This window comes from Glycomyces endophyticus (assembly GCF_039531525.1).
Classification (GTDB): Bacteria; Actinomycetota; Actinomycetes; order Mycobacteriales; family Micromonosporaceae; genus Glycomyces; species Glycomyces endophyticus.
The window spans coordinates 31,954-54,955 of the sequence record NZ_BAAAQF010000016.1; the positions used below are offsets into that span (position 1 = coordinate 31,954).

At 74.0% G+C, this 23,002-nt stretch carries 21 protein-coding genes and 1 pseudogene; 11 read left to right on the top strand and 11 right to left on the bottom strand.

Going from position 1 to position 23,002, the window contains the following annotated elements; translation table 11 throughout:
• Nucleotides 1-28 precede the first annotated feature (28 nt).
• The 6 genes from ABD419_RS18550 to disA all read left to right on the top strand — a co-directional run bounded on the left by ABD419_RS18550 (nt 29) and on the right by disA (nt 6,773).
• Nucleotides 29-1,027, top strand: a complete 999-nt coding sequence (locus ABD419_RS18550) for a carbohydrate ABC transporter permease (RefSeq protein WP_344489337.1) — start codon at nt 29-31, stop codon at nt 1,025-1,027.
• Nucleotides 1,024-1,866, top strand: coding sequence for a carbohydrate ABC transporter permease (locus tag ABD419_RS18555; protein WP_344489340.1), 843 nt, complete (start codon nt 1,024-1,026; stop codon nt 1,864-1,866). Before ABD419_RS18550 ends, ABD419_RS18555 begins: the two co-directional genes overlap by 4 nt.
• A 4-nt stretch (nt 1,867-1,870) precedes the next feature.
• The gene (locus ABD419_RS18560; protein ID WP_344489343.1) at nt 1,871-3,202 is read left to right on the top strand and encodes a Gfo/Idh/MocA family protein; all 1,332 of its coding nucleotides are present in this window, start codon (nt 1,871-1,873) and stop codon (nt 3,200-3,202) included.
• A complete protein-coding gene (locus tag ABD419_RS18565) occupies nt 3,187-4,785 on the top strand; it encodes a glycoside hydrolase family 13 protein (protein ID WP_425556122.1) in 1,599 nt (532 codons plus the stop codon). Before ABD419_RS18560 ends, ABD419_RS18565 begins: the two co-directional genes overlap by 16 nt.
• A gap of 81 nt (nt 4,786-4,866) precedes the next feature.
• On the top strand, nt 4,867-5,460 hold the full coding sequence (locus ABD419_RS18570) for a hypothetical protein (protein ID WP_344489349.1): 594 nt from the start codon (nt 4,867-4,869) through the stop codon (nt 5,458-5,460).
• Nucleotides 5,461-5,576: 116 nt separating this feature from the next.
• Nucleotides 5,577-6,773, top strand: coding sequence for a DNA integrity scanning diadenylate cyclase DisA (gene disA, locus ABD419_RS18575; protein WP_425556115.1), 1,197 nt, complete (start codon nt 5,577-5,579; stop codon nt 6,771-6,773).
• Here the strand turns inward: disA and ABD419_RS18580 are convergent, their stop codons facing one another.
• Entirely contained in the window at nt 6,774-7,433 is a 660-nt protein-coding gene (locus ABD419_RS18580) for a hypothetical protein (protein ID WP_344489351.1), read from the bottom strand. It lies immediately after the preceding gene.
• A gap of 106 nt (nt 7,434-7,539) precedes the next feature.
• Here ABD419_RS18580 and ABD419_RS18585 point away from each other — a divergent pair, with 106 nt between their 5' ends.
• A complete protein-coding gene (locus ABD419_RS18585; RefSeq protein WP_344489353.1) occupies nt 7,540-8,448 on the top strand; it encodes an HhH-GPD family protein in 909 nt (302 codons plus the stop codon).
• Between the two features lie 358 nt (nt 8,449-8,806).
• Here ABD419_RS18585 and ABD419_RS18590 read toward each other — a convergent pair whose 3' ends face one another.
• The 4 genes from ABD419_RS18590 to ABD419_RS18605 form a co-directional block, all read right to left on the bottom strand.
• Nucleotides 8,807-9,673 carry a PrsW family glutamic-type intramembrane protease gene (locus ABD419_RS18590; protein WP_344489356.1) on the bottom strand — a complete coding sequence of 289 codons (867 nt, stop codon included), beginning with the start codon at nt 9,671-9,673 and terminating at the stop codon, nt 8,807-8,809.
• Nucleotides 9,673-10,200 carry a hypothetical protein gene (locus ABD419_RS18595; protein ID WP_344489359.1) on the bottom strand — a complete coding sequence of 176 codons (528 nt, stop codon included), beginning with the start codon at nt 10,198-10,200 and terminating at the stop codon, nt 9,673-9,675. Before ABD419_RS18595 ends, ABD419_RS18590 begins: the two co-directional genes overlap by 1 nt.
• Nucleotides 10,201-10,603: 403 nt before the next feature.
• Nucleotides 10,604-10,825 carry a BldC family transcriptional regulator gene (locus ABD419_RS18600; protein WP_112134444.1) on the bottom strand — a complete coding sequence of 74 codons (222 nt, stop codon included), beginning with the start codon at nt 10,823-10,825 and terminating at the stop codon, nt 10,604-10,606.
• Nucleotides 10,826-11,032: 207 nt separating this feature from the next.
• Nucleotides 11,033-11,866, bottom strand: a complete 834-nt coding sequence (locus tag ABD419_RS18605; protein ID WP_344489367.1) for a DUF8083 family protein — start codon at nt 11,864-11,866, stop codon at nt 11,033-11,035.
• 156 nt (nt 11,867-12,022) lie between these two features.
• Here ABD419_RS18605 and ABD419_RS18610 point away from each other — a divergent pair, with 156 nt between their 5' ends.
• Together ABD419_RS18610 and ABD419_RS18615 are read left to right on the top strand one after the other, a co-directional pair.
• The gene (locus tag ABD419_RS18610) at nt 12,023-13,093 is read left to right on the top strand and encodes a Glu/Leu/Phe/Val dehydrogenase dimerization domain-containing protein (protein WP_344489369.1); all 1,071 of its coding nucleotides are present in this window, start codon (nt 12,023-12,025) and stop codon (nt 13,091-13,093) included.
• Nucleotides 13,094-13,390: 297 nt separating this feature from the next.
• Complete coding sequence (locus ABD419_RS18615; RefSeq protein WP_425556118.1) at nt 13,391-13,693, top strand: DUF3073 domain-containing protein; 303 nt, start codon at nt 13,391-13,393, stop codon at nt 13,691-13,693.
• A 250-nt stretch (nt 13,694-13,943) separates the two neighbouring features.
• On the opposite strand, the gene ABD419_RS18620 is transcribed toward ABD419_RS18615, so the two are convergent.
• The gene (locus ABD419_RS18620; RefSeq protein WP_344489372.1) at nt 13,944-14,603 is read right to left on the bottom strand and encodes a hypothetical protein; all 660 of its coding nucleotides are present in this window, start codon (nt 14,601-14,603) and stop codon (nt 13,944-13,946) included.
• Nucleotides 14,604-14,763: 160 nt separating this feature from the next.
• On the opposite strand from ABD419_RS18620, the gene ABD419_RS18625 reads away from it, so the two are divergent.
• Nucleotides 14,764-16,209 carry an aldehyde dehydrogenase family protein gene (locus tag ABD419_RS18625; protein WP_344489375.1) on the top strand — a complete coding sequence of 482 codons (1,446 nt, stop codon included), beginning with the start codon at nt 14,764-14,766 and terminating at the stop codon, nt 16,207-16,209.
• 168 nt (nt 16,210-16,377) lie between these two features.
• Entirely contained in the window at nt 16,378-17,373 is a 996-nt protein-coding gene (locus ABD419_RS18630) for a hypothetical protein (RefSeq protein ID WP_344489378.1), read from the top strand.
• A 117-nt stretch (nt 17,374-17,490) separates the two neighbouring features.
• On the opposite strand, the gene pstB is transcribed toward ABD419_RS18630, so the two are convergent.
• From pstB to ABD419_RS18655, 5 genes and pseudogenes are all read right to left on the bottom strand, one after another.
• Nucleotides 17,491-18,351, bottom strand: coding sequence for a phosphate ABC transporter ATP-binding protein PstB (pstB, locus tag ABD419_RS18635; protein WP_425556120.1), 861 nt, complete (start codon nt 18,349-18,351; stop codon nt 17,491-17,493).
• 139 nt (nt 18,352-18,490) lie between these two features.
• Nucleotides 18,491-19,342, bottom strand: coding sequence for a DUF6042 family protein (locus tag ABD419_RS18640; protein WP_344489381.1), 852 nt, complete (start codon nt 19,340-19,342; stop codon nt 18,491-18,493).
• A gap of 324 nt (nt 19,343-19,666) precedes the next feature.
• Nucleotides 19,667-19,861, bottom strand: a complete 195-nt coding sequence (locus tag ABD419_RS18645) for a hypothetical protein (protein WP_344489384.1) — start codon at nt 19,859-19,861, stop codon at nt 19,667-19,669.
• 122 nt (nt 19,862-19,983) lie between these two features.
• Complete coding sequence (locus ABD419_RS18650) at nt 19,984-21,786, bottom strand: NHL domain-containing thioredoxin family protein (protein ID WP_344489386.1); 1,803 nt, start codon at nt 21,784-21,786, stop codon at nt 19,984-19,986.
• A gap of 206 nt (nt 21,787-21,992) precedes the next feature.
• Nucleotides 21,993-23,002, bottom strand: a pseudogene (locus ABD419_RS18655) (hypothetical protein); the annotation flags it as partial.

Consider the following 23,002-nt stretch of genomic DNA (forward strand, 5'->3'; position numbering starts at 1 on the left):
TTCCCCGGCGCCGCGGCAGGCCGTTCGCGTGCCCGCCGATCCGCAGCCCGCCAAGTCCACCCGGCCCGGTTCGGTCCGCACCGCGGCACCGGGGCCGTGGCGCCGCAGGCCGCTCACGATGTCGCGCCGCGAGGACCTGCACGGGCGGCTCCTGGTGGCGCCCACCATGGCCGTGGTGCTCGCGTTCGCGGTGCTGCCGTTCCTCGCGGTGGTCCTGTTCGCGTTCCTCGACGTCCGCCTGGTCGACATCCCCCGCCTGTACCTCGACGAGCTGGAGTTCACCGGCGACAACCTCGCCACCGTGTGGGGCTCCCCCCGGTTCTGGTCCGCCGCGACCACCACGGTCGTCTACGCGGCGGCGTCGTCGGCCGGGGCCGTCCTCGTCGGACTCGCCGTCGCCCTCGCGCTCCGCCACCCGTTCCGCGGCCGCGGACTCGTGCGCGCGCTCGTCCTCGTCCCCTACGTGCTCCCGGTCGTCGCCGCGACCACGATCTGGAAGACGCTCCTCAACCCCGGCTACGGCCTCGTCAACGCCGTCGGCACCGAATGGCTCGGCTGGGCCGAGCCGATCGCGTTCCTCACCACCACCAGCCGCGAAGCCGGCCCGTTCACCGTCCCCGTCGCGCTCACCACCGTCATCGCGTTCGAGGTGTGGAAGACGTTCCCCCTCGCGTTCCTGTTCATCACCGCGCGCCTCCAGGTCGTCCCCGGCGACATCGAGGAGGCCGCCCAGATCGACGGCGCCGGCAAGACCCGCACCTTCCGGCACCTCCTCCTCCCGCAGCTCGCCGGGGTCATGGCGCTCCTGGCGGTGCTGCGGTTCCTGTGGTCCTTCCAGAACTTCAACGACATCTACCTCCTCACCGGCGGCGCGGGCGGCACCGAGGTCCTGGCCGTGCGCGTCTACTCCGAACTCGTGGTGCGCGCGAACATCGGCACCGCCAGCGCCACCGGCCTCCTCATGACCGGGATGCTCCTGGTCGTGGTCGCGGTCTACGCCTGGATGATCAAGCGGGAGCAAGCATGAGGAACACCGAGGACCGCGTGCTCGCGGTACTGCGCTGGGCCGTCATCGCGACCGCCGTGGCCGTCACCGCCGGGCCGCTCCTGTACGGGGTGCTGCTGTCGCTGCGGCCGTTCCAGTCGGTGGTGTCGGCGCCGCTGGACCTGTTCCCCGCCCCGGGCGAGCTGACGTTCGACGCGTACCCGACGGCGATGGCCGAGTACGGGCTCGGCGGGAACATGTGGAACTCGGTGCAGGTCGCGGTGGCGACGGCGGCGCTCGCGATCGTGCTGAGCGTCCTGGGGGCGTACGCGGCGGTGCGGCTGCGGTTCTTCGGGCGGGACGCGGTGAACGTGGTGTTCCTGGGCGTGTACCTGCTGCCGGGGATCGTGCTGGCGGTGCCGCTGTTCGTGCTGCTGAGCCGGGTCGGGCTGACGGGGAGCCTGGCAGGGCTGGTGTTCGTGTACACGGCGCAGACGGTGCCGGTGGCGCTGTACATGCTGCGCACCTACCTCGTCGCGGTACCGTCCTCTGTGGAGGAGGCGGCGATGATCGACGGGTGCGGGCGGCTGGCGCTGATCCGACGGGTGGTGCTGCCGATGGCGCTGCCGGGGGTGGCGGCGACGGCCCTGTACGTGTTCATGATCGCGTGGAACGAGTACCTGTTCGCACTGCTGTTCCTGGTGGCCGACCGGGAGCGGTGGACGGTGTCGCTGGGGATCGCGCAGCTCACCGAGTTCTCGGTGCCGACGACGGTGCTCATGGCGGGGTCTATCGCGATCACCGTGCCGGTGGTGGCGGGGTTCTTCCTGGCGCAGCGGCTCCTGGTGACGGGGCTGACGTCGGGCGCGGAGAAGGGGTGAGGGCATGATCCGGCTGGGGATCCTGGGGGCCGGGGCGCGGGGCTCGGACACGTACGCGCGGTGGGCGCTCGCCCATCCGGACCGGACGGCGGTGGCGGCCGTCGCGGACCCGGTGGCGCACCGGCGGGACCGGCTCGGGGAGCGGGCCGGGGTCGCGGGGGCGCGGCGGTACGCGCACTGGCGGGACCTGGTCGCGGACCCCGGCGGCGTGGACGCGTTCGTGGTGGCGCTGCCGGACCGGCTGCACGTGGAGGCGGCGCTCGCGGCTGCGGGGACGGGGCTGCCGGTGCTGCTGGAGAAGCCCGCGGCGACCACGGAGGAGGACCTGGAGCGGCTCGCGGCGGCGGCCCGGAACCTGAAGGCGCGCATCTGGATCGGGCACGTGATGCGGTTCCAGCCGTTCTGGCGGACGATCCGGCGGCTCGCGGACGCGGGCGCGGTGGGGCGGCTGGTGACGATCCGCGTGGAGGAGAACATCGGGTTCTGGCACTTCGCGCACTCGTACGTGCGCGGGAACTGGCGGAACCTCGCGTCCTCGAGCCCGATGGTGCTCGCGAAGACCTGCCACGACCTCGACATCATCCGGTGGTTCGCGGGCGAACCGCCGTCGACCGTGGCGTCGACGGGGTCGCTGACGCACTTCCGGCCCGAGCACGCCCCCGAGGGCGCGCCCGCGTACTGCCTCGACGGGTGCCCGGCCGCGGACTCGTGCCCGTTCTACGCGCCCCGCTACTACGCGGAGGCCCTGGCGGGCACCGACGGCTGGCCGGTGGCGCTCCTCGGCGACGACCCGTCGCCGCGGGGCCGCATGGACGCGCTGCGCCGCGGCCCGTACGGGCGGTGCGTGTTCCACTCCGACAACGACGTCGTCGACCACCAGCAGACCGTGGCCGAGTTCCCGAGCGGCCTCACCGCGGTCCTGTCGACCTCGGCGTTCACGGGCCAGAACACGCGCACCGTGCGGCTGACGGGGACGGCGGGGGAGATCGCCGGGAACCTGCGCACCGGGGCCCTGGAGGTGGACCTGTTCTCGCCCGCCGCCGCGATGCCCGACCTGCCGGAGGCCCGGCCGGGGCGGCGCTTCACGCGGGAGCCGATGGGGCACCGGGTGTTCGAGGTGCACGCCGGGCCGGTCACGGCCGCCGGGGAGCCGGACCACCGCGGGCACTCCGGCGGCGACGAGGCGCTGATCGACGCGTTCGTCACGGCGCTCGAGGAGGGCCGGGACGGCGGCGCCGCGCCCGACCTGGAGGCCTCGCTCGACAGCCACCGCATGGCGTTCGCCGCCGAGCGGTCCCGCCTCGACGGCGTCACCGTCCACTGGGGCCTGACGTGAGCTGGTGGCGGGGCGCCGTCGTCTACCAGGTGTACCCGCGCAGCTTCGCCGACGGGAACGGCGACGGCGTGGGCGACCTCGCCGGGATCGAGTCGCGCCTGCCGTACCTGCGCGACCTCGGCGTCGACGCCCTGTGGATCAACCCGTGGTACGTCTCGCCGATGGCCGACGGCGGGTACGACGTCGCCGACTACCGCGCGATCGACCCGGTCTTCGGGACGCTCTGGGACGCCGAGCGGCTCATCCGCGCCGCGCACCGGCACGGCCTGCGGATCATCGCCGACATCGTCCCCAACCACGTCTCCGACCGGCACCCGTGGTTCCGGGCGGCGCTCGCCGCCGCCCCCGGCTCGCCCGAGCGGGCCCGGTTCCACTTCCGGGACGAGCCGAACAACTGGCGGTCCCGCTTCGGCGGCCCCGCCTGGACCCGCCTCGGCGACGGCCAGTGGTACCTGCACCTGTTCGACGCCGCCCAGCCTGACCTGAACTGGGACCACCCGGAGGTCCGCGCCGAGTTCGAGGCGGTGCTGCGGTTCTGGCTCGACCGCGGCGTCGACGGCTTCCGGATCGACGTCGCCGACCGCCTCGTCAAGGAGGCCGGCCTGCCCGACCGGCCCGTCCGCGAGACCGGCGCGCCCGGGTTCGGGTCCGACGGGCCCCGCCCGCAGCCCGACAAGGACCGGCCCGAGGTCCACGGGATCTACCGGGCGTGGCGGCGCGTCCTCGACGAGTACCCCGACCGGGCGTTCGTCGGCGAGATGTGGGTGACCGACCCCGACCGGTTCGCCATGTACCTGCGCCCCGACGAGCTGCACACCGCGTTCAACTTCGCGTTCCTCAAGTGCGCGTGGGACGCCGGGGCGCTGCGCGAGGTCGTCGACCGCACCCTCGCGACCCACGCGGGCGTCGGCGCCCCGCCGACGTGGGTGCTTTCCAACCACGACGTCACCCGGCACGCCACCCGCTACGGGAGGGCGGACACCGGGTTCGTCAAGCGCGTCCACGACGTCCCCTCCGACCGGGCCCTCGGCGTCCGCCGCGCCCGCGCCGCGGCCCTCCTCAGCATGGCGCTGCCCGGCAGCGCGTACGTGTACCAGGGCGACGAGCTCGGCCTCCCCGAGGTGTTCGACCTGCCCGCGGCGGCCCGCGAGGACCCCGTGTTCCGGCGCACCGGCGGCGCGGACCTCGGCCGCGACGGCTGCCGGGTGCCGCTCCCCTGGGGCGGCGACGCCGCGCCGTTCGAGTTCGGCGCCGGCGGCTCCTGGCTCCCCCAGCCCGCCGACTGGCGCGACCTCACCGCCGCACGGCAGCTCGGCGACCCCGCCTCCATGCTCTCCCTCTACCGGCTCGCCCTCCGCGTCCGCCGCGGCGAGGCGGCCCTCGGCGACGGCCCGATGCGCTGGCTCGACCTCGGGGAGGGCGTCCTCGGGTTCGCCCGCGACCCCGGGTTCGCGTGCGTCGTCAACCTGAGCGGCCGCCCCGCCGCGCTGCCGGAGGGGGCGCCGCTCGTCGCCAGCGCCGAGCTCGGCGGGCCGGCGGGCCGCCTCCTGCCGCCGGACGCGGCGGTGTGGCTGCGGACCTGACGGGGGCCCGCTTCCCGTTCCGCCGTTCGGCCGTGGCGCGATTCGACGCGGCTGACTACAGTTGCGGATCGGAGGTGAGCCGTGCGCAGGAGCTCGGAATGGGTCGTCGTCGAGCGCAGTTCACCCACCCGCCGGATCTCGTCCCTCGCCCTGTACGCGCTGGCGTGCGCGGCCGGGATCGCGGCGCTGTCCTGGCTGGTGCGCACCGAGCCGGCGGTGCTCGACACCGGCGAGCCGAACCCGGTGGCGGCGCTCCCGGGGTTCTTCACCGTCATGGCGGTCATCGGCGCGGTCTGCTTCCTGGTGCCGCTGGTGCGGCCCCCGAAGCTCATGGTCAACCACTTCGGGCTGCGGGTGCGCCCCAGTTTCGGGAAGGCCCTCATGATCCCGTGGAGCAACGTCGAGGAGCTGGCCGCGATCCACGTGGGCGCGAAGCGGCGCGGCACCTCGTACCTGCTGTTCGCGGCCGACGTGTACCTGGGGCGGGGCGGGTCCGACCGGCCCGGGTTCCTCGGCCGGTCGGTGCTGCGGGAGGCGAACCGGGCCACCGAGGGCCTGGTCGCGGGGTTCGACCTCGCGGTGCGCTGCAAGGACTTCGCGCCCGAGCCGCAGCAGCTGCTCGCCCGTCTCGCGTCGTACGCGCCCGGTCACGTCCAGGTCGTCGACCGCCTCTGAGACACGCCGCCGCTCCGCCCGCGGCGGCTGTTCGCCGCCGGCGAAACCCCGTCGGCCCCACCGCAACAGCTCCGTCCGGGCGATCACGGCCGGACGGGATGCGCGGCTTGCCCCAAATGCCGGTCCCTGCCCCGGGCGGCCGATCCGTACACTGGAGTCGACCCGACCGCTCCGCCCCTGAGCGCGGGGTCGTCTCAACCGTCCGGCAGCGACCGCCGGCGGACCGTCCAGCATTGGGGGTACCCGTGGCGTCGATCCCGGACGAGGGCCTGCGCGCGACCCTGGCCACCATGGCACCCGGCACCGCCCTGCGCGACGGCCTGGAGCGCATCCTCCGCGGCCGCACCGGCGCGCTGATCGTCGTCGGCTGCGACGCGATCGTCGAGCGGATCTGCACCGGCGGGTTCGAGATCGACATCGAGTTCTCCGCGACCCGCCTGCGCGAGCTGTGCAAGATGGACGGCGCGGTCGTCCTCACCACCGACGGCGCGCGGATCGTCCGCGCCGGCGTGCACCTCATGCCCGACCCGTCGATCCACTCGAACGAGTCGGGGACGCGGCACCGCACCGCCGAGCGCGTCGCCATCCAGACCGGGCTCCCGGTGATCTCCGTCAGCCAGTCGATGCACACCATCGGGCTGTACATGGGGGACATCCACCACCTGGTGGAGCCGTCGACGCAGATCCTCTCCCGCGCGAACCAGGCGCTCGCGACCCTGGAGCGGTACAAGCTGCGCCTCGACGAGGTCGCGGCGAGCCTGTCCAGCCTGGAGATCGAGGACCTGGTGACCGTGCGCGACGCCGTCACCGTCCTCCAGCGGCTGGAGATGGCCCGCCACATCGCCGACGAGGTCGAGGGCCACGTCATCGAGCTCGGCACCGACGGGCGGCTGCTCGCGCTCCAGCTCGACGAGCTCATGGCCGGCGTCGACACCGACCGGGAGCTCGTGGTCCGCGACTACCTGCCCGACGACGCCGACCACCGCAAGGCGCTCCGGGCCGTCGACCAGATGAGCTCCCCGGAGCTGCTCGACCTCATCGCGGTCGCCCGGTCGCTCGGGTACCCGAACTCCCCCGACGTGCTCGACCGGCGGGTCAGCCCGCGCGGGTACCGGATGCTCGCGAAGGTGCCGCGGCTCCCCGAGGCCGTCATCGAACGGGTCGTCGACCGGTTCGGGGCCCTCCCCGAGCTCCTCGGCGTGACCGTGGAGGAGCTCCAGGACGTCGACGGCGTCGGGCCCGGACGGGCCCAGAGCATCCGCGAGTCGCTCACCCGCCTCGCCGAGGTCTCGATCCTCGACCGGTACCTGTGATCAGGTGAGGCGCAGCGCGGCCGGGGACGACACGGCATCGCCCAGGCGCGCGCGCAGCTCGTAGTCCCCGGCGGGCAGCTCGCGGCGCGCGCCCCGGCAGCCCTCGTCCGAGGCGAGGCCGTCGACGGTGAACTCCACGGTCTGGCCCGCGCCGCCGCTCAGCTCGACCTCCTCGCCCCGCGGGGTCTCGCAGTGCGCCGTCGAGAAGACGACGTCGGAGCCCGCGGCGAGCTCCACCGCGACCGAGCGCAGGTCCGCGGTGCACGGCGTGTCGGCGCCGCTCGCGACCAGGACGCTCACCGGGACCTCCGCGCCCGAGCGGACCTCGTCGAACGCGGCCACCACCTGGAGCATCAGCTCCTCGGCCGGACACGCCTCGACCGGTGCGGCGGTCGGCGACGGCGAGGGGCTCGGCGACTCGGACGGCTCGGGGATGTAGGGGCGCTGCGCGGACGCGGTCGACGTCGGCGGCGTCCACTCCTGCTGGGCGGGATCGGCCTCGACGCCCGCGTCCTCCTCGTCGCCGCCGCCGAGGGCGCTCGCGCCCACGACCGCCAGGAGGACGAGCGCGAGCACCGCCCCGGCGACGATGCCCCGCCGCCGCCAGTAGACCGACTCCGGCTCCGAGCCCTTCACGAACCTGCCTTTGAATCCCTGCACGCGGGGACGCTAGCGCAGCCGGGCCCCGCCCGGGCGGAATTACACGCACCGCCGCCGCGCCGCACCCGCCGGGGCGGGTGTCGGACCCCGCGCCGACAATGGGTCCATGCGCGCCGCCACTGAGACGACCGAACCGGCCCTGCCCTCCCCGGACCTGCTGGCCGAGCGCCTCCTCCCCTGGTTCGACGCCCACCACCGCACCGAGCTGCCCTGGCGGCGGCCCGGGACCACCGCGTGGGGGGTGCTCGTCTCCGAGATCATGAGCCAGCAGACCCAGGTCGCACGCGTCGCGCCGGTGTGGGAGGCGTGGATGGCGCGGTGGCCGGAGCCCGCCGACCTCGCCGCCGCCCCCACCGCGGACGTGCTGCGCGCCTGGGACCGGATGGGCTACCCGCGCCGGGCCCTGCGCCTGCAGGAGTGCGCGCGGATCGTCGCCGAGGAGCACGGCGGGACCGTCCCCTCCGACCCGGCCGAGCTCGAGAAGCTCCCCGGGATCGGGAACTACACGGCGGCCGCGGTCGCCGTCTTCCACTACGGCGGCCGCCACGCCGTCGTCGACACGAACGTCCGCCGCGTCGTGGCCCGCCTCGGCGGCCGCCCCGACGCCGGGACCGCCACCTCCAAGGCCGACCTCGCCGCCGCCGCGTCCCTCCTCCCCGAGGACGCCCCCACCGCCGCGCGGGTCTCCCTGGCGCTCATGGAGCTCGGCGCGCTCATGTGCACCGCCCGGAGGACCGAGTGCGGCGCGTGCCCGGTGAGCGACGCCTGCGGGTTCTCCGGGAAGGAGATCCCCGCCGGGCCCAGCCGCAAGCGCCAGCGGTACCAGGGCACCAACCGGCACGTGCGCGGCGAGATCATGAAGCTGCTGCGGGACGCCGACGGACCGGTCGAGCGGGCCCGCGTCGACGCGGTCTGGACCGACCCGCGCATGGTCGGCGAGGCCGTCGCGCAGCTGATCGAGGACGGCCTGATCGGCACCGACGAGACCGGCCGATTCGAACTCCCGAGTCGGTGACAAACCCTCCGGCCGCTGCTAGCGTGGGAGTTGAGAGAACTTCACGAAGCTCGGTCGGCACCGGTCCCCAGGGACCGGCGGCCCCGGGTCCAACCCCGCCGGTCACCGCGGCGGGGCACCGGGCGGACCTCCGGGTCCGGCTCACCGCCGGTGCCGGGACCGACCGCCTACCGCGCGGCCGCCCCCGAGCGGCCGGCCAGGAACACGACGACGCGGCTCGCGCCATCAACCGTCGCGTCGACCGCGGACCGGCCGCCCGAACAGCGGGCCGCGCAGGAGCGGGCGCCGGAAGCGGCGCACGCGACCGGGCAACGGCAATGCCGCCGGGGTACCGCGCGCTCAGACCCGGGCGGCATTGCTATGCGTCCGCCGCCGCGGCCACCGGCGCCTCCGTCCGCTCGGCCCAGCGCACCAGCCACCACACGACGAGCACCGCCGGCAGGCCCTTGAGCAGGATCCCGCCGAGGACCCCGAGCACGCCCAGGCCCAGGCCGTCGCGCAGCAGCGGCGAGTTCCACACCGCGTGCAGCACCACCGTGCCGGCGACCGCCGCGGCCGCCGCCCACGCGGCCCGCCGGGTCCGGCGCGTCGCCGCGTAGGCGATCCCCGCGCCCGCGATCGCCGTGAACACCGCGTGGCTCCACAGGCCCGCCAGGACGCCGCGGACGACGAACACCGCGACCACCGGCTCGACCGCGTCCCCGGCCCGGTTCAGGACCGTGCTCGACATCGCGAACGCGTACCCCTCCACGATCTGGAATCCCACGCCGCAGCACGCGCCCAGGACGATCCCGTCGAGCACGCCGTGCAGGCGGCCCCAGAAGATCGCCACCACCAGGACCACCCCGGCGGCCTTGACGACCTCCTCCACGACGGGCGCGGCCAGGACCGGCGCCCACCGCTCCGCCCACGCCGGGCCATGCGCGGTCGCGAGCAGCCCGTGGAGCGCCCGCGACCCGAACAGGGACGCCATGACGGCGACGGTCGCGCCCCACAGGCCCCCGACGAGGAGCGCGGCCCAGGGGAGGGCGAGGCGCGCGGCGACGCGGCGGCGCACCGCCCAGAACGGGACCGCGAAGAGCGAGAACAGGACCAGCGCCGCCGTGCCCGCGCGCGGGTAGGCGAGCGCGACCGGGAGCGTGTTGTACAGCAGCAGGATCGCGGCCGCGCCGATGAGCAGCGCGGCCGCCCACTGGACGGGGGAGGCGGGGTCGGGGCGCGGCATCAGACCGCCTCGAAGGACAGCTGCGCGATGAGCTCGTCGACGCGGTCGACCGTGCCGGGGTCGAGGGTGGAGCCGCGGGCGGTGACCTCGGCCCTGGTGTCGCCGTGGACGAACGCGCACGCGAACCCGGCGCCGGTCTCGGTGGTGAAGCCCCGCCCGGCGCCCTCGACGCCGTCGGCGGCGCACGCGCGCGGCTCGGTGAGCCGCACGCCGGGCTGGGCCTCCAGGAGGCGGGCCATCTCGTCGGCCAGGTACTCGGCGTCGAAGCCGTAGGGGCCGGCGACCGCGACGTCGACCTCGGCGCCGCCGACGAGGAACTCGGCGCGGCCGGAGCCGGGCCGGTACTGGCCGGGGCGCATCCGGGTGTCGTCGGGGGCGGTGACGGTGACGCCCGCGAGGACGAACTCCTCGCCGCCGACGTCGGCGGTGGGGGAGACGGCCTTGTTCAGCAGCGGGACCGCGAGCGCGAACAGCAGGACCGTGGCGGTGACGGCCGCGGCGACCGCGAGACTCCTCAGACGGGACACACCGCAAGCGTCGCATGCGGTCAGCGCCGTCGCATCCGTAATGCCCGGGTCCGGGCGGAGTCGGCGCGGCGCGTTCCGCCCGTGGCCGCCGGGGCGCTGCCATGCCCGGGGCGGGGCGGTCCGGAGACGGCGGCAGCCGCCGGGGCGCGGCGGCTGCAGGGGGTCGGGGTCCGCGGGGGCGCCTTGCCGGCCGGGACCTGGTTCAGGGGTCCTGCGGCCGGCGTCGCGTTCCGCGTGCGGTCGTCGGGGCGGGCCCTGAGGGAGGGCCCGCTGCCTCGCCGGTCGGTCGACCGGTGCCGTCGACCGCGGCTTCGATGGGGCGTCGGCCGGAAGGGTGGTCCGGCCTCGGTCTGGTTCCTCGGGCCTCGTCGCCTGGTCGGTGGCGGGAGGCGTGGTCGGGGGGCTAGTCGGCGGCTTCGCGCTGCACGGGGATGTCCCCGTTGATGAGCGCCCGGATCTCGGACTCGCGGTAGCGGCGGTGGCCGCCGAGCGTCCGGATCGCGGAGATCTTGCCGGCCTTGGCCCAGCGCGTCACGGTCTTGGGGTCGACGCGGAACATCGCGGCGACCTCAGAGGGGGTGAGCAGGGCTTCGGATTCCACCGGAAGGTTCAGCTCTGTCGTCATCGTTCGTTCTCCTCCACACACGGGCTGCGAATCACCGGCTGCCGAGCCTTGATTCGTTCCTTCTGCAATCGTCCGGCCTGTCGTAGATGTCCGACATAGGCCGAACGGCCGATTTTGCTTGGACTTTCCGCTCGGACCGCTCATCCGAGTGATCACTCCACAAGCGAACGAGCTGGCAGCGGGCTCGGGCCCGGACGGGACGCGAGGTCAGTTCAGCCGTTCCGCGAGACGACGATCACGCCAGCGGTCGACAAGGCGCGCATAGCATTCCTGCGCCTCCTCGGGCTCGGAGGCGCCGAGGTGGTCGAGGGCCTGCCAGGTGAGGTCGACCGAGTCCTCCTCGCGGAGCTCCTCGGGGCCGAGCCGGGAGACGAGCCCGCCGTAGTCGAGCTCGACGACGGAGTCGCGGTGGAAGCCGTCGAGCCACCGGCCGGTCTCGGTGAGGGCCTCGGCGAGCTCGGCGCCCTCGCCGAACTCGGCCCGCACCAGGTTGCGGGCGACGGCGAGGCCGGTGCGGGACTTGGCGATCGGGGTGCGGTAGCGGAGCAGGCTGAGGCCGGGCTGGATGACCAGCTCGCGGTCCTCGGGGCGGACGCACGCGAACCAGCGCAGCGGCACCGACCAGGAGGCGACGTGCTCGTGGGCGTCGGCGGGGGCCTCGTGCCGGTCGGCGCCGTCGTCGAGGGCGACGACCTCGGCGGCGGAGGAGAGGAACTCGGGCGGGAACAGGGCCTCGGCCACGGCCTCGGGCGTCAGGCGGCGCACTTCCAGGGCGGCGGAGGCGATCCGGTAGCGGAGGTTCCAGGGGCACACCAGCGGGTCGCCCTCGCCGCGGTCGACAATGTAGGCCTCGCGGCCGAAGGAGGGGACGCCCCGCCAGGGCCATCCGATGCGCTCGTACAGTGCTTCCCGTCGGACCCTGGGGCCCTCGAGCGGGTCGACCGCGCGCCCCGAAGCGGCGTACGCGCGCCAGTAGCCGGCGTCGGCGAAGGCTGCGGCCGGCTCGTAGACGCGCAGATAGGACGCGTTCGGTGCGTGCACGAGGCAGATACTTCCATAGTCATATGCTGGTGGCGTAGGCATACCCGCGCTACGACGAGGAAGCGGCCGAGACCCGGCCGCGCCCCTGGGGCGCCGCCCGGCGCGCACCGCGCTCCGGGGCCCGAACCCCCTGTGAGAAGAACTGGAGAGCAAGCCATGAGCATCTTCGACGCGACCGGCCACGAACAGGTCGTGTTCTGCCACGACCCGGACACCGGGCTCCGGGCGATCATCGCGGTGTACTCCACCGCGCTCGGCCCCGCCCTCGGCGGCACCCGCTTCTACCCGTACGCCTCCGAGGAGGAGGCCCTCACCGACGTGCTGCACCTGTCGGAGGGCATGGCCTACAAGAACGCGATCGCCGGGCTCGACCACGGCGGCGGCAAGGCCGTCATCTGGGGCGACCCGCTCGCCGACAAGAGCGAGGCGCTGCTGCGGGCCTACGGCCGGTTCGTCGAGTCGCTCGGCGGGCGCTACGTGACCGCGTGCGACGTCGGCACCTACGTCGAGGACATGGACCACGTGGCGCGCGAGACCCGCCACGTGTCGGGGCGCAGCCCCGAGGCCGGCGGCGCCGGCGACTCCTCGATCCTCACCGCCTTCGGCGTGTTCCAGGCGATGCGCGCGGCCGCCCAGCACCGCTGGGGCGCCGTGGACCTCGCCGGGCGCACCGTCGGCGTGGCCGGGCTCGGGAAGGTCGGCCGCCACCTCCTCCCGCACCTGCTCGACGCGGGCGCCGAGGTCGTCGCGTGCGACGTGAACGACGCGGCGATCCGGTGGACGCAGGAGCGGTACCCGCAGGTGCGCCTCGTCGCCGACGCCGACGAGCTCATCGCCTCCGGCATCCACGTGTACGCCCCCTGCGCCCTCGGCGGGGTCCTCAACGAGGGCACCCTGAAGGCCCTCGACGCCGAGATCGTCTGCGGCGCGGCCAACAACCAGCTGGCGTCCCCCGAGATCGCCGACGAGCTGGAGCGCGCGGGCGTCCTCTACTGCCCCGACTATGTCGTCAACTCCGGCGGCGTCATCCAGGTCGCCGACGAGTACGACGGCGCGTTCGACTTCAAGCGGGCCGAGCGGCGCACCGCCGGGATCTTCGAGACCACCGGCCGCATCCTCGACCGCGCCAAGGGCGAGGGCACCACCCCGGTGGCCGCGGCGAACGCCCTGGCCGAGGAGCGCATGGCCGCCGTCGGGCGGCTCCAGCGGCTGCGGGTGTTCCGCTAGTCGCGGGGCGGCCGGGCCGGTCCTATGGGATGTGCGGCACATCCTATAGGATCTACCGAATTGTCACATGCGCAGCGTCGCGGGACGGTTCCGGACGGTGAGAACGAATCTCGCGATTCGGACGGATGTTCGTCCCGGTCTGGTGGTCATCGCCGGTAATCTGTGGCATCCAACTCATGGGCCGGGATGCAGTCCGGCGCCGCGAGGCTGTACCGTAGGAGCCACGAAGAGATTGCAAGCATTCCGGGGCGCCGTAACGGCTGCCCCGATGATTTCTGTGCGAGGGGGTCGAGCCATATGGGGCGCGGCCGAGCTAAGGCAAAGCAGACCAAAGTGGCCCGGAAGCTCAAGTACCATGCTCCGAACACCGACCTGCGCGCGCTCGAGCGCGAGCTGGGCACCGGTCGTGAGGACGAGGTCGACGACATTGAGCCTCCTCCTGAAGAGGAGCCGGACCCGTACGCCGCTTATGCCGACGATCGGTACGACGGAGACGAAGACGATCTCCGCGAGGATGACTGGCTCCCGCCGAAGAAGCAGTTAGCACTGCGGCCCACGGGGACCCCGGATCGTGCCAGCACGAACGGGCGTCGGCCGTGAGCCGGCGGGCCCGCCCGACCGATCTCCGCAATCTCCATATCCAGAACGGACCGGCGCCTCCACTGCGCCGGGCCGGTCACCGCTCCCGCCGCCCGGCCTCGCCTCGAGTCCAGGCCTCGGAGCGGCCCCTGGAGCAAAGACTTCGGATGTCGGCGGACGACGCGATATCCAATACGCACGAAGAGAGGCGGCGCGACCGCGGACTCGAACGAGTCCGGTCGCGCCGCCTCTTCGGCTGCTCGGGGAGCGGTTACTGCTGCGGCGCCTGGGGCCACTGGTTCTGCTGGGTCTGCGGGGCGGCCGGCGGGACCGCGGGCTGCTGGCCGGTCGGGTACGCCGGGGCGGGCGCGGCGGCCGGGCCGGCGACGGCCTTCCCGGGCACCATCAGCGCACCGGACACGAACAGCGCGTACGCGCCGATGAGCAGGAGCGCCCCGATCCACGCCGACGCGTCCGAGCCGGACGAGCCGTCCGGCAGCGACAGCAGGTCGTACAGGAACCCGGCCAGGAACACGGCGGTGCCGGCCACGGTCAGCGCCTTCCACAGCGAGCGGAACCGCTCGCCGGTGAACAGCGCCAGCGCGAACATCACGATCACCGCGGTCAGCACCGACGGGAGCCCGAACAGGTGCGAGGCGACGTCGACCTGGAGCTCGGTGGAGTCGGAGGTGCCGGTGATGAGGCCGGACAGGGCCAGGGCGCCGAGGCCGGACAGGCCCAGGATCGCCGGGAGCGAGGGCACGCCCAGCTTGTCGAACAGCGACGGAGCCGGAGGGGCGTACGCCGCGTACTGCTGCTGGGCCTGGTACTGCGCCTGGGGGGACGCGTAGGGGGCCTGGGCGTAGGGCTGCCCGGGCTGCGCGGAGACGGGCTGCTGCGGATACCCCGCACCTGATTGCTGTTCACTCATGCCCTCATCATGCCTTGGTCGGGCAAATGGGCGCACCCGGGTTGCGGGGCCGGTCACCGGTCCGATGCGGGCCCGACAGCGGTGCGGGGCGCGGGAACCGGGCGGATTTCGCGGGCCCCGAACGCAGCGGCGCGACGACCCGAACCCGTAGGCTGGAGCCATGTCGCAACGTCTCCGTCCCGTGTCGCCGATCTGGGTGGCAGGTCGTCCGCAGCACGGCGAGGAGGAGTTCTTCGTCACCCACCCCTACGACGACTCGCCCGTCGGCGCCACCTCGTGGGCGACCGCGGGTCAGGTGGAGGCCGCCGTCGCGGCCGCCGCCGGGGCCGCCGCGGAGTGCGCGGCGCTGCCCGCGCACGTGCGGGCCGAGGCGCTCGAGCACGTGCGCCGGCGCCTCGACGAGGAGGCGGAGACGTGCGCGGAGCTCATCACCGCCGAGTCGGGAAAGCCGATCGCGTGGGCGCGCGTCGAGGTGCGCCGGGCCGTCTCCACGTTCCGGTGGGCGGCCGAGGAGGCGCGGCGGTTCGGCGGCGACGTGCAGCGGCTCGACACGGACCCGACCGGCGAGGGGCGGCTGGCGCTGGTGCGCCGGTTCCCGCGCGGCCCGGTCCTGGGCATCACCCCGTTCAACTTCCCGCTGAACCTGGTGGCGCACAAGGTGGCCCCGGCGGTCGCGGCGGGCTGCCCGATCGTATTGAAGCCGGCGCCGGCGACACCGCTGTCCGCGCTGCACCTGGGGGCCCTGTTCTCGGAGACGGACCTGCCGCCGGCGATGCTGTCGGTGCTGCCGGTCCCGAACCACCGGGCGGAGCAGCTCGTGGACGACCCGCGGCTGAAGGTCGTGTCGTTCACCGGGTCGGCCCCGGTGGGCAAGCTGGTGCGGGCGCGCGTCCCCGAGAAGCACGTGACGCTCGAACTGGGCGGGAACGGGGCGGCGCTGGTCGCCGCCGAGTACCCGAAGCGGGACTGGGCGGCCGAGCGGATCGCGATGTTCGGGAACTACCAGGCCGGGCAGTCGTGCATCGCGGTGCAGCGGGTGTTCATCGAGGCGCCCGCCTACGCGGACATGGCGAACCGGATCGTGGAGCAGGTCGAGGCCCTGCCCTCGGGCGACCCGAACGACCCCTCGTGCAAGGTCGGGCCGCTGGTGAGCGCCGAGGCGGCCGAGCGGGTCCAGTCGTGGATCGACGAGGCCGTCGACGAGGGCGCGAAGGTGCTGTGCGGCGGCGGCCCCCGCCGGGGGGCGCTGGTGGAGCCGACGGTCCTGGCGGACGTGCGCGCGGACGCGAAGGTCCTGCGCGAGGAGGTGTTCGGGCCGGTGCTGGTGCTGGTGAGCGTCGACGGGTTCGAGGCGGGGCTCGCGGCGGTCAACGACTCCCGGTACGGGCTCCAGGCGGGCGTGTTCACCGAGAGCCTGCCGCAGGCGATGCTCGCCCACCGGACCCTCGACGTCGGCGGCGTCGTCGTCGGCGACGTGCCCTCGTTCCGGGCCGACCAGATGCCGTACGGCGGCGTCAAGGCCTCGGGCGTCGGCCGCGAGGGCGTGCGGTCGGCGATGGAGGACTACACGGTCGAGAAGGTCCTCGTCCTCCCCGAGGTGCTCTGACCGGGCCCGAACCGGGCCCCGGCGACGAAGCCGCCGCGAGGTGCGTCACCACGCACCGGTGACGGGCCGGGCCGTACGGGCCCGTTCCACCCCGCGACCTGCGACTTTCCTGCACGGGTTCCCCCCTCCGAGTGGCCGCTGTTGACAAAGGGCTATAGCGTGGGCTGCATGACGGTCCCTCCCAACTACGGCCCACCGCCTGAGCAGCCGCAGACCCCCGGGTACGGCTACCAGTCGCCCTTCAACGGCGGCCCGAGCCCGTACGGGGGCCAGCCGCAGCAGCCGCAGCCGCCCCAGTTCGGCGCCGGCCCGCAGTACTCCGCGGGCCAGGTTGGCGGCGGGCAGCCCCCATACGGGGCGGAGCCGCCGCCGTACGGCGGGCCGGTGCTGCCGCCCGAGCCGCCGAAGCGGAACTACGGGCTCATCGGCGGCGTCGTCGTCGGCGTGCTCGTCCTGATCCTCGGCGGGGTGCTCCTGGTCGTGCTGAACATGAACAAGGACGACGGGAAGGACGTCGCCGCAGACCCGACCACCGAGGAGGAGGCGTCGCCCTCCGACGAGGCGTCCGCGAGCGAGGAGGCCACCGAGGAGGCGCAGACCGACTCCGAGGTGGGCCAGTGCCTGCCGTACGAGCCGGTCATCGCCGAGGACGGCTACGGCGACGGCCTGGAGCTCATCGACTGCGCCGACGCGGCCGCGTTCTGGGAGATCACCGCCCAGTCCTACGACGTCACCGACGTGGCCGTCGACGACGAGGGCAACCTGACCGACTTCACGGCCGCGAAGGCCCTGTGCGGCGACGACTGGGCCGTCCTCCACCCGGGCGAGGCCTGGTCGAACTGGCACTACGTGTACTCCTCGGGCACCCTGGACTCGCTGTACTGCATCCAGGCGACCGGCGCGCCGGACCCGAGCGAGCCCGAGAACACGCCGTACGTCCCGGCCGAGGGCGACTGCTTCTACGACGCCGACTCGTGGTGGACCGTCGGCTGCGGCTCCTCCCTCGCGCAGTACGTGGTCGTCGGGGTCGTCAACCTCGACACGCCCGTCGCGATGACCGAGGAGGAGGCCGCCGACCAGGCCACCTGCGGCGGCTCCTGGTACTGGCAGGTCACCGACCCCGAGGGGCGCACCTCCGCGATCCTCTGCGGCGACGACGTCTGACGAGGCGACGGCGGCGGGGCGGCCCATCGGGGCCGCCCNGCCGCCGTCTGCGCGCGGGAAGCGGAACGGCGGGGCGGCCTCGGGGCCGCGCCGCCGTTCCGGCGTACTGCTGAAGACCTAGCCGAAGCGGCCGGTGATGTAGTCCTCGGTGCGCGGGTCCGAGGGGTTGGAGAACAGGCGCTGCGTCTCGTCGAACTCGACGAGGAAGCCGAACCGCTCGCCCGCGTCGTCGACGTCGGCGGAGTAGAACGCCGTCGCGTCGGAGACGCGCGCCGCCTGCTGCATGTTGTGCGTGACGATGACGATCGTGTAGTCCTTGACGAGCTCGTTCATGAGCTCCTCGATGCGGGCCGTGGCGATCGGGTCGAGGGCCGAGCACGGCTCGTCCATGAGCAGGACCTCCGGCTGCACCGCGATGGCGCGGGCGATGCACAGGCGCTGCTGCTGCCCGCCGGACAGGGCCAGGGCGGACTTCTTCAGGTTGTCCTTGACCTCGTCCCACAGGGCCGCGCCGCGCAGGGCCTGCTCGACCCGGTCGGCGAGGTTGTCCTTCATGCCGTTGATGCGCAGGCCGTAGGCGACGTTGTCGAAGATCGACTTCGGGAACGGGTTCGCCTTCTGGAACACCATGCCGATGTGGCGGCGCACGGCGATCGGGTCGACGCCCGAGCCGTAGATGTCCTTGCCGTGGTAGGTGATCTCGCCGGAGACCTTGGCGCCGGGGATGAGGTCGTTCATGCGGTTGAGCGACCGCAGCACGGTCGACTTGCCGCAGCCCGACGGGCCGATCATCGCGGTGATCTGGTTCCGGGCGACCGGGAGGGAGACGTCGCGGACCGCGTGCGCCTTCCCGTAGTGCACGCCCACGCCCTTGAGCTCGATGACGGTCTCGGTGGCGACGGGCGAGGCCGTCCGGCCCTGCGGGGCCAGGCCCGCGAGGGGCGCCTTGGCCCTGGCACCAGTCTCGTTCACGGTCACGCGTGCTCCAATCACCGATCGTCAACCGCTGTTAACGTGTCCTGCCCTCATGGAACGCCATGCAGGTGCACGACGAGCGGCCATCAGGTGAACTGGCGGTGAATGGAGTGCGGTGGCGGTCACGCCCCGCGGGGCGCGCTCAGGCGTGCTCGGGCGGCAGCAGCTCGTCGTTCGGGTACCCGCCGAGCAGGTCGTCGGAGGCGGTGAGGGTGAACTCGTCGGCGACGGGGACGGCGCCCAGGTCGACCGAGCCGGCGACGTCGCCGTCCTCGGCGAGCTCCATGAGCATCCCGCGGACGACGGGCGCGGGGACGCCGGCGTCCTCGGCGAGCGCCGCGAGGGTCACCTGCACCGTGGCGGACTTCGCGTTGCCGGGGAGGGTGAAGCGGCCCTCGTCGTCGAACTCGTAGTCGACGCCGCCGACGCGGCGGATCGCGATCGCGGTGAGCTCTTCGAGGTCGCCGCGCTGGTCGGCGGCCTCCTCGATGGCCTCGAGCTTGTCGAAGGAGAGGACGTCGAACGGGTTGATGTACAGCTGGGGGGCGACGTGGAGGACGCCGTCGCGATGCTCGGACCGGTACAGGCCGAGGGCGAGGAGGAACTCGAGGAGGTCGCGCACGGTGTGGGGGACGGGCAGTCCGGCGCGGCGGCAGTGGGTGGTGAAGGTGTCGATGCGCTCGGAGCGCTCGGCGGTGGCCCGGTCGTACTCCTCGCGGGCCTCCTTCTCGACGACTTCGGCGGAGGCGCCGAGGTGGTGCTCGGACGCCTCGGCGATCCAGTCGTCGACGTCGCCCGGGTCGCACCAGACGGGCTCGTTCCAGATGTCGTCCTCGGGGAAGGCGTCGGCCCACCAGCCGGCGGGGAACGGGTTGAGCGAGGGGACGGTGCGGAACAGCTCGATGCTGCACGGCATGATGCGGATCCACGCGGGGTGCATCGGGGCTTGGACCGGGCCGGACTCGTCACCGAAGGGCCGCTCGAAAGATTCCACGCATCGACCGTATCAGCGCGGGGCGACGCGGCCGCGCCGCCGGGACGCGACTTCGCTTTCAGCGTAGCGGCGCGGAGGGAGCCGTCCCGGTGCGGTGATACCAGGTATTGCTCAGTGCCCGTTGAGTGCCCGTTCGACGGCCCGCCCCCGGTGGGTCCGCCCTCGCGGGCGGTCCCGTGGGGCGCGCCTGCGCCGGGACGGCCCTGGCGCGGCGGGCCCGCCGCCGCGGATCCTGCCCGCGGCCCTTGGGGCGCCGCCCGTCGCGTCCGGGCCGACGTTACTCCGATCGATACCGGTGAATATCGACCGAACGGCCGGGTTCGGCTATCCGTTCGATCGAATACCGGAGAGGTCCGGTTCGAACTCGGCGAGGCTGCCGAGGTAGTCGGGGGTCAGGTATTCGAGGGTGCGGACCTGCTGCTCGAGCAGCCGTCCGACGGTGACGATCTGGTCGGCGGCGTTGAGCACGAGCCAGTGCTCGTACTCGGCGTGGCGTGCTTCGACCGGAGCCAAGGTCACTGCGGCGTCCTTCCTGGTGTGCCTGCGGTCAATGGTGCGATCCGGAACAACGTAATGCGCCGTGAGCCGCGCACGGATTCATGACACGCCTGCGGCGCGGCGAAAAACGCGGACCGCCCGGTTCAGGATCGCAGGACGAGGTTCAGGGTCGACACCCCGTCCCGGGTGACGGTGACGGGCACGCCCCAGTCCTGGCGGGTGAGGTGGCACGCGGGGTGCTCGGCCTCGGCGTCGCAGGTCGCGGCCTGGGCGACGACCTGGAGGACGCCCTGCTCGACGCCGTCGGTGAGGACGAGTTCGCGCGAGAGGTCCTCGGTGCGGCCCGCGCCCGCGGCGAGGAGGTGCGGCGGGTCCGCGGTCACGGTCACCTGGACGGGCGATCCGAACGTGTGGTCGAGCTTCTGGCCGGCGGCGGGCTCGAAGAGCACGTCGAGGCGGAGCCGCCCGGGGGCGACGGCGGTGCGCTTGCGGGTGACCCGGTGGTGCTGCCCGGCGACGGCGGCCTCGGACAGGTCGGGGACGGTGAGCTGGTGCGCGGCGGACTCGACCACTGCGACCCGGTCCCCGAGGACGACGACGTCGCTGGGCTCGGCGAGCCCGGACGCGAGGGTCGCGACCTCGCCGGTGGCGGGGTCGTAGGCGCGGAGGGCGCCGTTGTACGTGTCGGCGACGGCGATCCGGCCGTCGGGGAGGACGGCGACGCCGAGCGGGTGCTGCATGAGGGCGTCGGCGGCGGGGCCGTCGACGTGCCCGAAGTCGAACAGGCCCTGGCCGACGACGGTGCGCATCTCGCCGTGCTCGACGTACCGGAGCGCGGAGGTCTCGGAGTCGGCGATCCAGAGCCGGTCGCCGTCGGCGGCGAGGCCGGAGGGCTGGGCCATCCACACCTGGTCGAGGGGGCCGTCCTTGAGGCTCTCGACGGTGGTGCCCGCGTAGACGCCGGCGGTGCCGGCGGCGGGGTCGAAGGACCAGAGCTGGTGGATGCCGGCCATGGCGACGACGACCCTGCCGTCGAACCAGGCGAGGTCCCACGGGGAGGAGAGGTCGACGCCGAGGGCGGCGTCGGTCCCGGCGTCGGTGCGCCACTGCCTCCCGGTGCCGGCGACGGTGGTCGTCTCGCCGGTCGCGAGGCGGACGCCGCGCAGGAGGTGGTTGACGGTGTCGGCGACGACGAGGTCGTACCCGACCGCCGCGGCGACGTCCGCGGGGAGGAGGACGAGGCCCTGCGGCTCGTTGAACTCGGGGGCGGCGCCGTCGACGCGGCCGCGCGCGCCGGTGCCGATCACGCCGGTGACGGTGGCGAGGTCGGGGGCGAGGCGGACGAGGCGGTGGCGGGCGGAGTCGGAGACGAGGACGTCGCCGCCGGGCAGCTCGATCGCCTTGCCGGGGAAGCGGAGCGCGGTCTCGGCGGGCGGCGCGGGGACGTACGGGCCGCCCTCGGGCTCGAGGGTGCCCTTGGCGGTGTGGGTCGCGACGAGGCCGCCGACGATCGCGTCGAGGGCCTCGAGGTGGCCCTCGCCGGCCATGTGGGAGACGACGTAGCCCTCGGGGTCGATGACGACGAGGGTCGGCCAGGCGCGGGCGGCGTAGGCGTCCCAGGTCTTCAGGTCGGGGTCGTCGAGGACGGGGTGCTCGACGCCGTACCGCTCGACGGCGGCGGCGAGCGCCTGCGGGTCGCGCTCGTGCTCGAACTTCGGGGAGTGGACGCCGACGACGACGAGCGCGTCGCCGTACTTCGCCTCGAGCGGGCGGAGCTCGTCGAGGACGTGGAGGCAGTTGATGCAGCAGAACGTCCAGAAGTCGAGGACGACGATCTTGCCCTTAAGGCCGTCGAGGTCGAGCCGCGCGCCGCCGGTGTTGAGCCAGCCGCGGCCTTCGAGCCGGGCGGCGCGGACGCGGGACGTGGCCTTCGGGAACGATGTCACCCGGCGAGCCTAGCTCGCGCGGCCTGCGCCGACGCCCCGGTGGACGCGTTCGCGAACGCTTTTCACAACGCGGCGAGGGCCGACGGATGCGCCCGTCGGCCCTGTGCGTCGTGTCGGACCCTAGGAGTATTTTTGCACCAGGGGTCCCTTAGACCGGATTTATCGCCATATATCGGTTTTTCAGCCGGTATGCGGCTGCTGCCGGGCTACTCGTCGGCGGGGGACTCCTCGGCGCCCTCGTCCTCGGCGGGCTGGCCGAGGAGGCTCAGGCAGTAGACGTCCTCGCCGACGGTGAGGGTCTCGCGGCCCTGGTCGGCGCATTCCTGGCCGTCGCCGACCTTCTCCACGATCTCGTAGTCCTCGCCGTCGACGGCCTCGTCGCACTCGATCGCCTCGGCCTGGTCGCCGGAGGTGTGGCGGACGCAGCCGCCGTCCTCGAACTTCGGGGCCGCGAACAGCAGGAAGTACACGCCGACCGCCGCGCCGACGAGCACCAGGACGCCCACGACCGCGAGGATCGGGACGAGGCCCTTCTTGCGGCCGCCGCCACCGGTCTCGGCCGGCGCGGGCGGGTACTGGCCGGGCGGGACCGAGCCGGTCGCCAGGCCCGGCTGCGTGTACTGCGGGGCCAGCGGCGGCTGCGACTGGGCCGGCTGCGCGGGCGAGCCGTACGCCGACGGCGGGGCCGGCGGCTCGCTGTACGGGTTGTGCGCGCCGATGATGAGCTTCTGCGTGTCGTCCGAGTGCACGGGCGGCGGCGGGGGCTGCTGCGCGGCCGGTGGCTGGTAGACCGGCTGCTGCGGGTGCGGCGGCGGTTGCTGCTGCTGGTAGGGCTGCATCGGCGGCGGCGGGACCGCGCCGGGCTGCTGGCCCTGGTTCGCGAGCGGGTTCGGCGGCGGGGACGGCCAGGCCGAGGGGGACGGCGGGGGCTGCTGCGCGGCCGGCGGCTGCTCGCCGTACGGCGCGGGCGCGTTGAACCCCGAGATGCCCTGCGGCGGGAGCACCTGGGTACTCTCCTCGACCGGGTCCGGCGCGGGCGGCGCGGCGGGCGGCTGCGGCTGCGAGGGGCCGAGGCGCAGGATCTGCGTCCCGTCCTCGTCGAACTGCGGGCCGGGCGGGGGCGACGCGGGCGCGGGCGCCTCGAAGGCGGGCGGCGGGACCTGCGCCGGGGCGGCGGGGACGTCGACGGGGCCCGGCGTCGCCGGGGCGGCGGCCT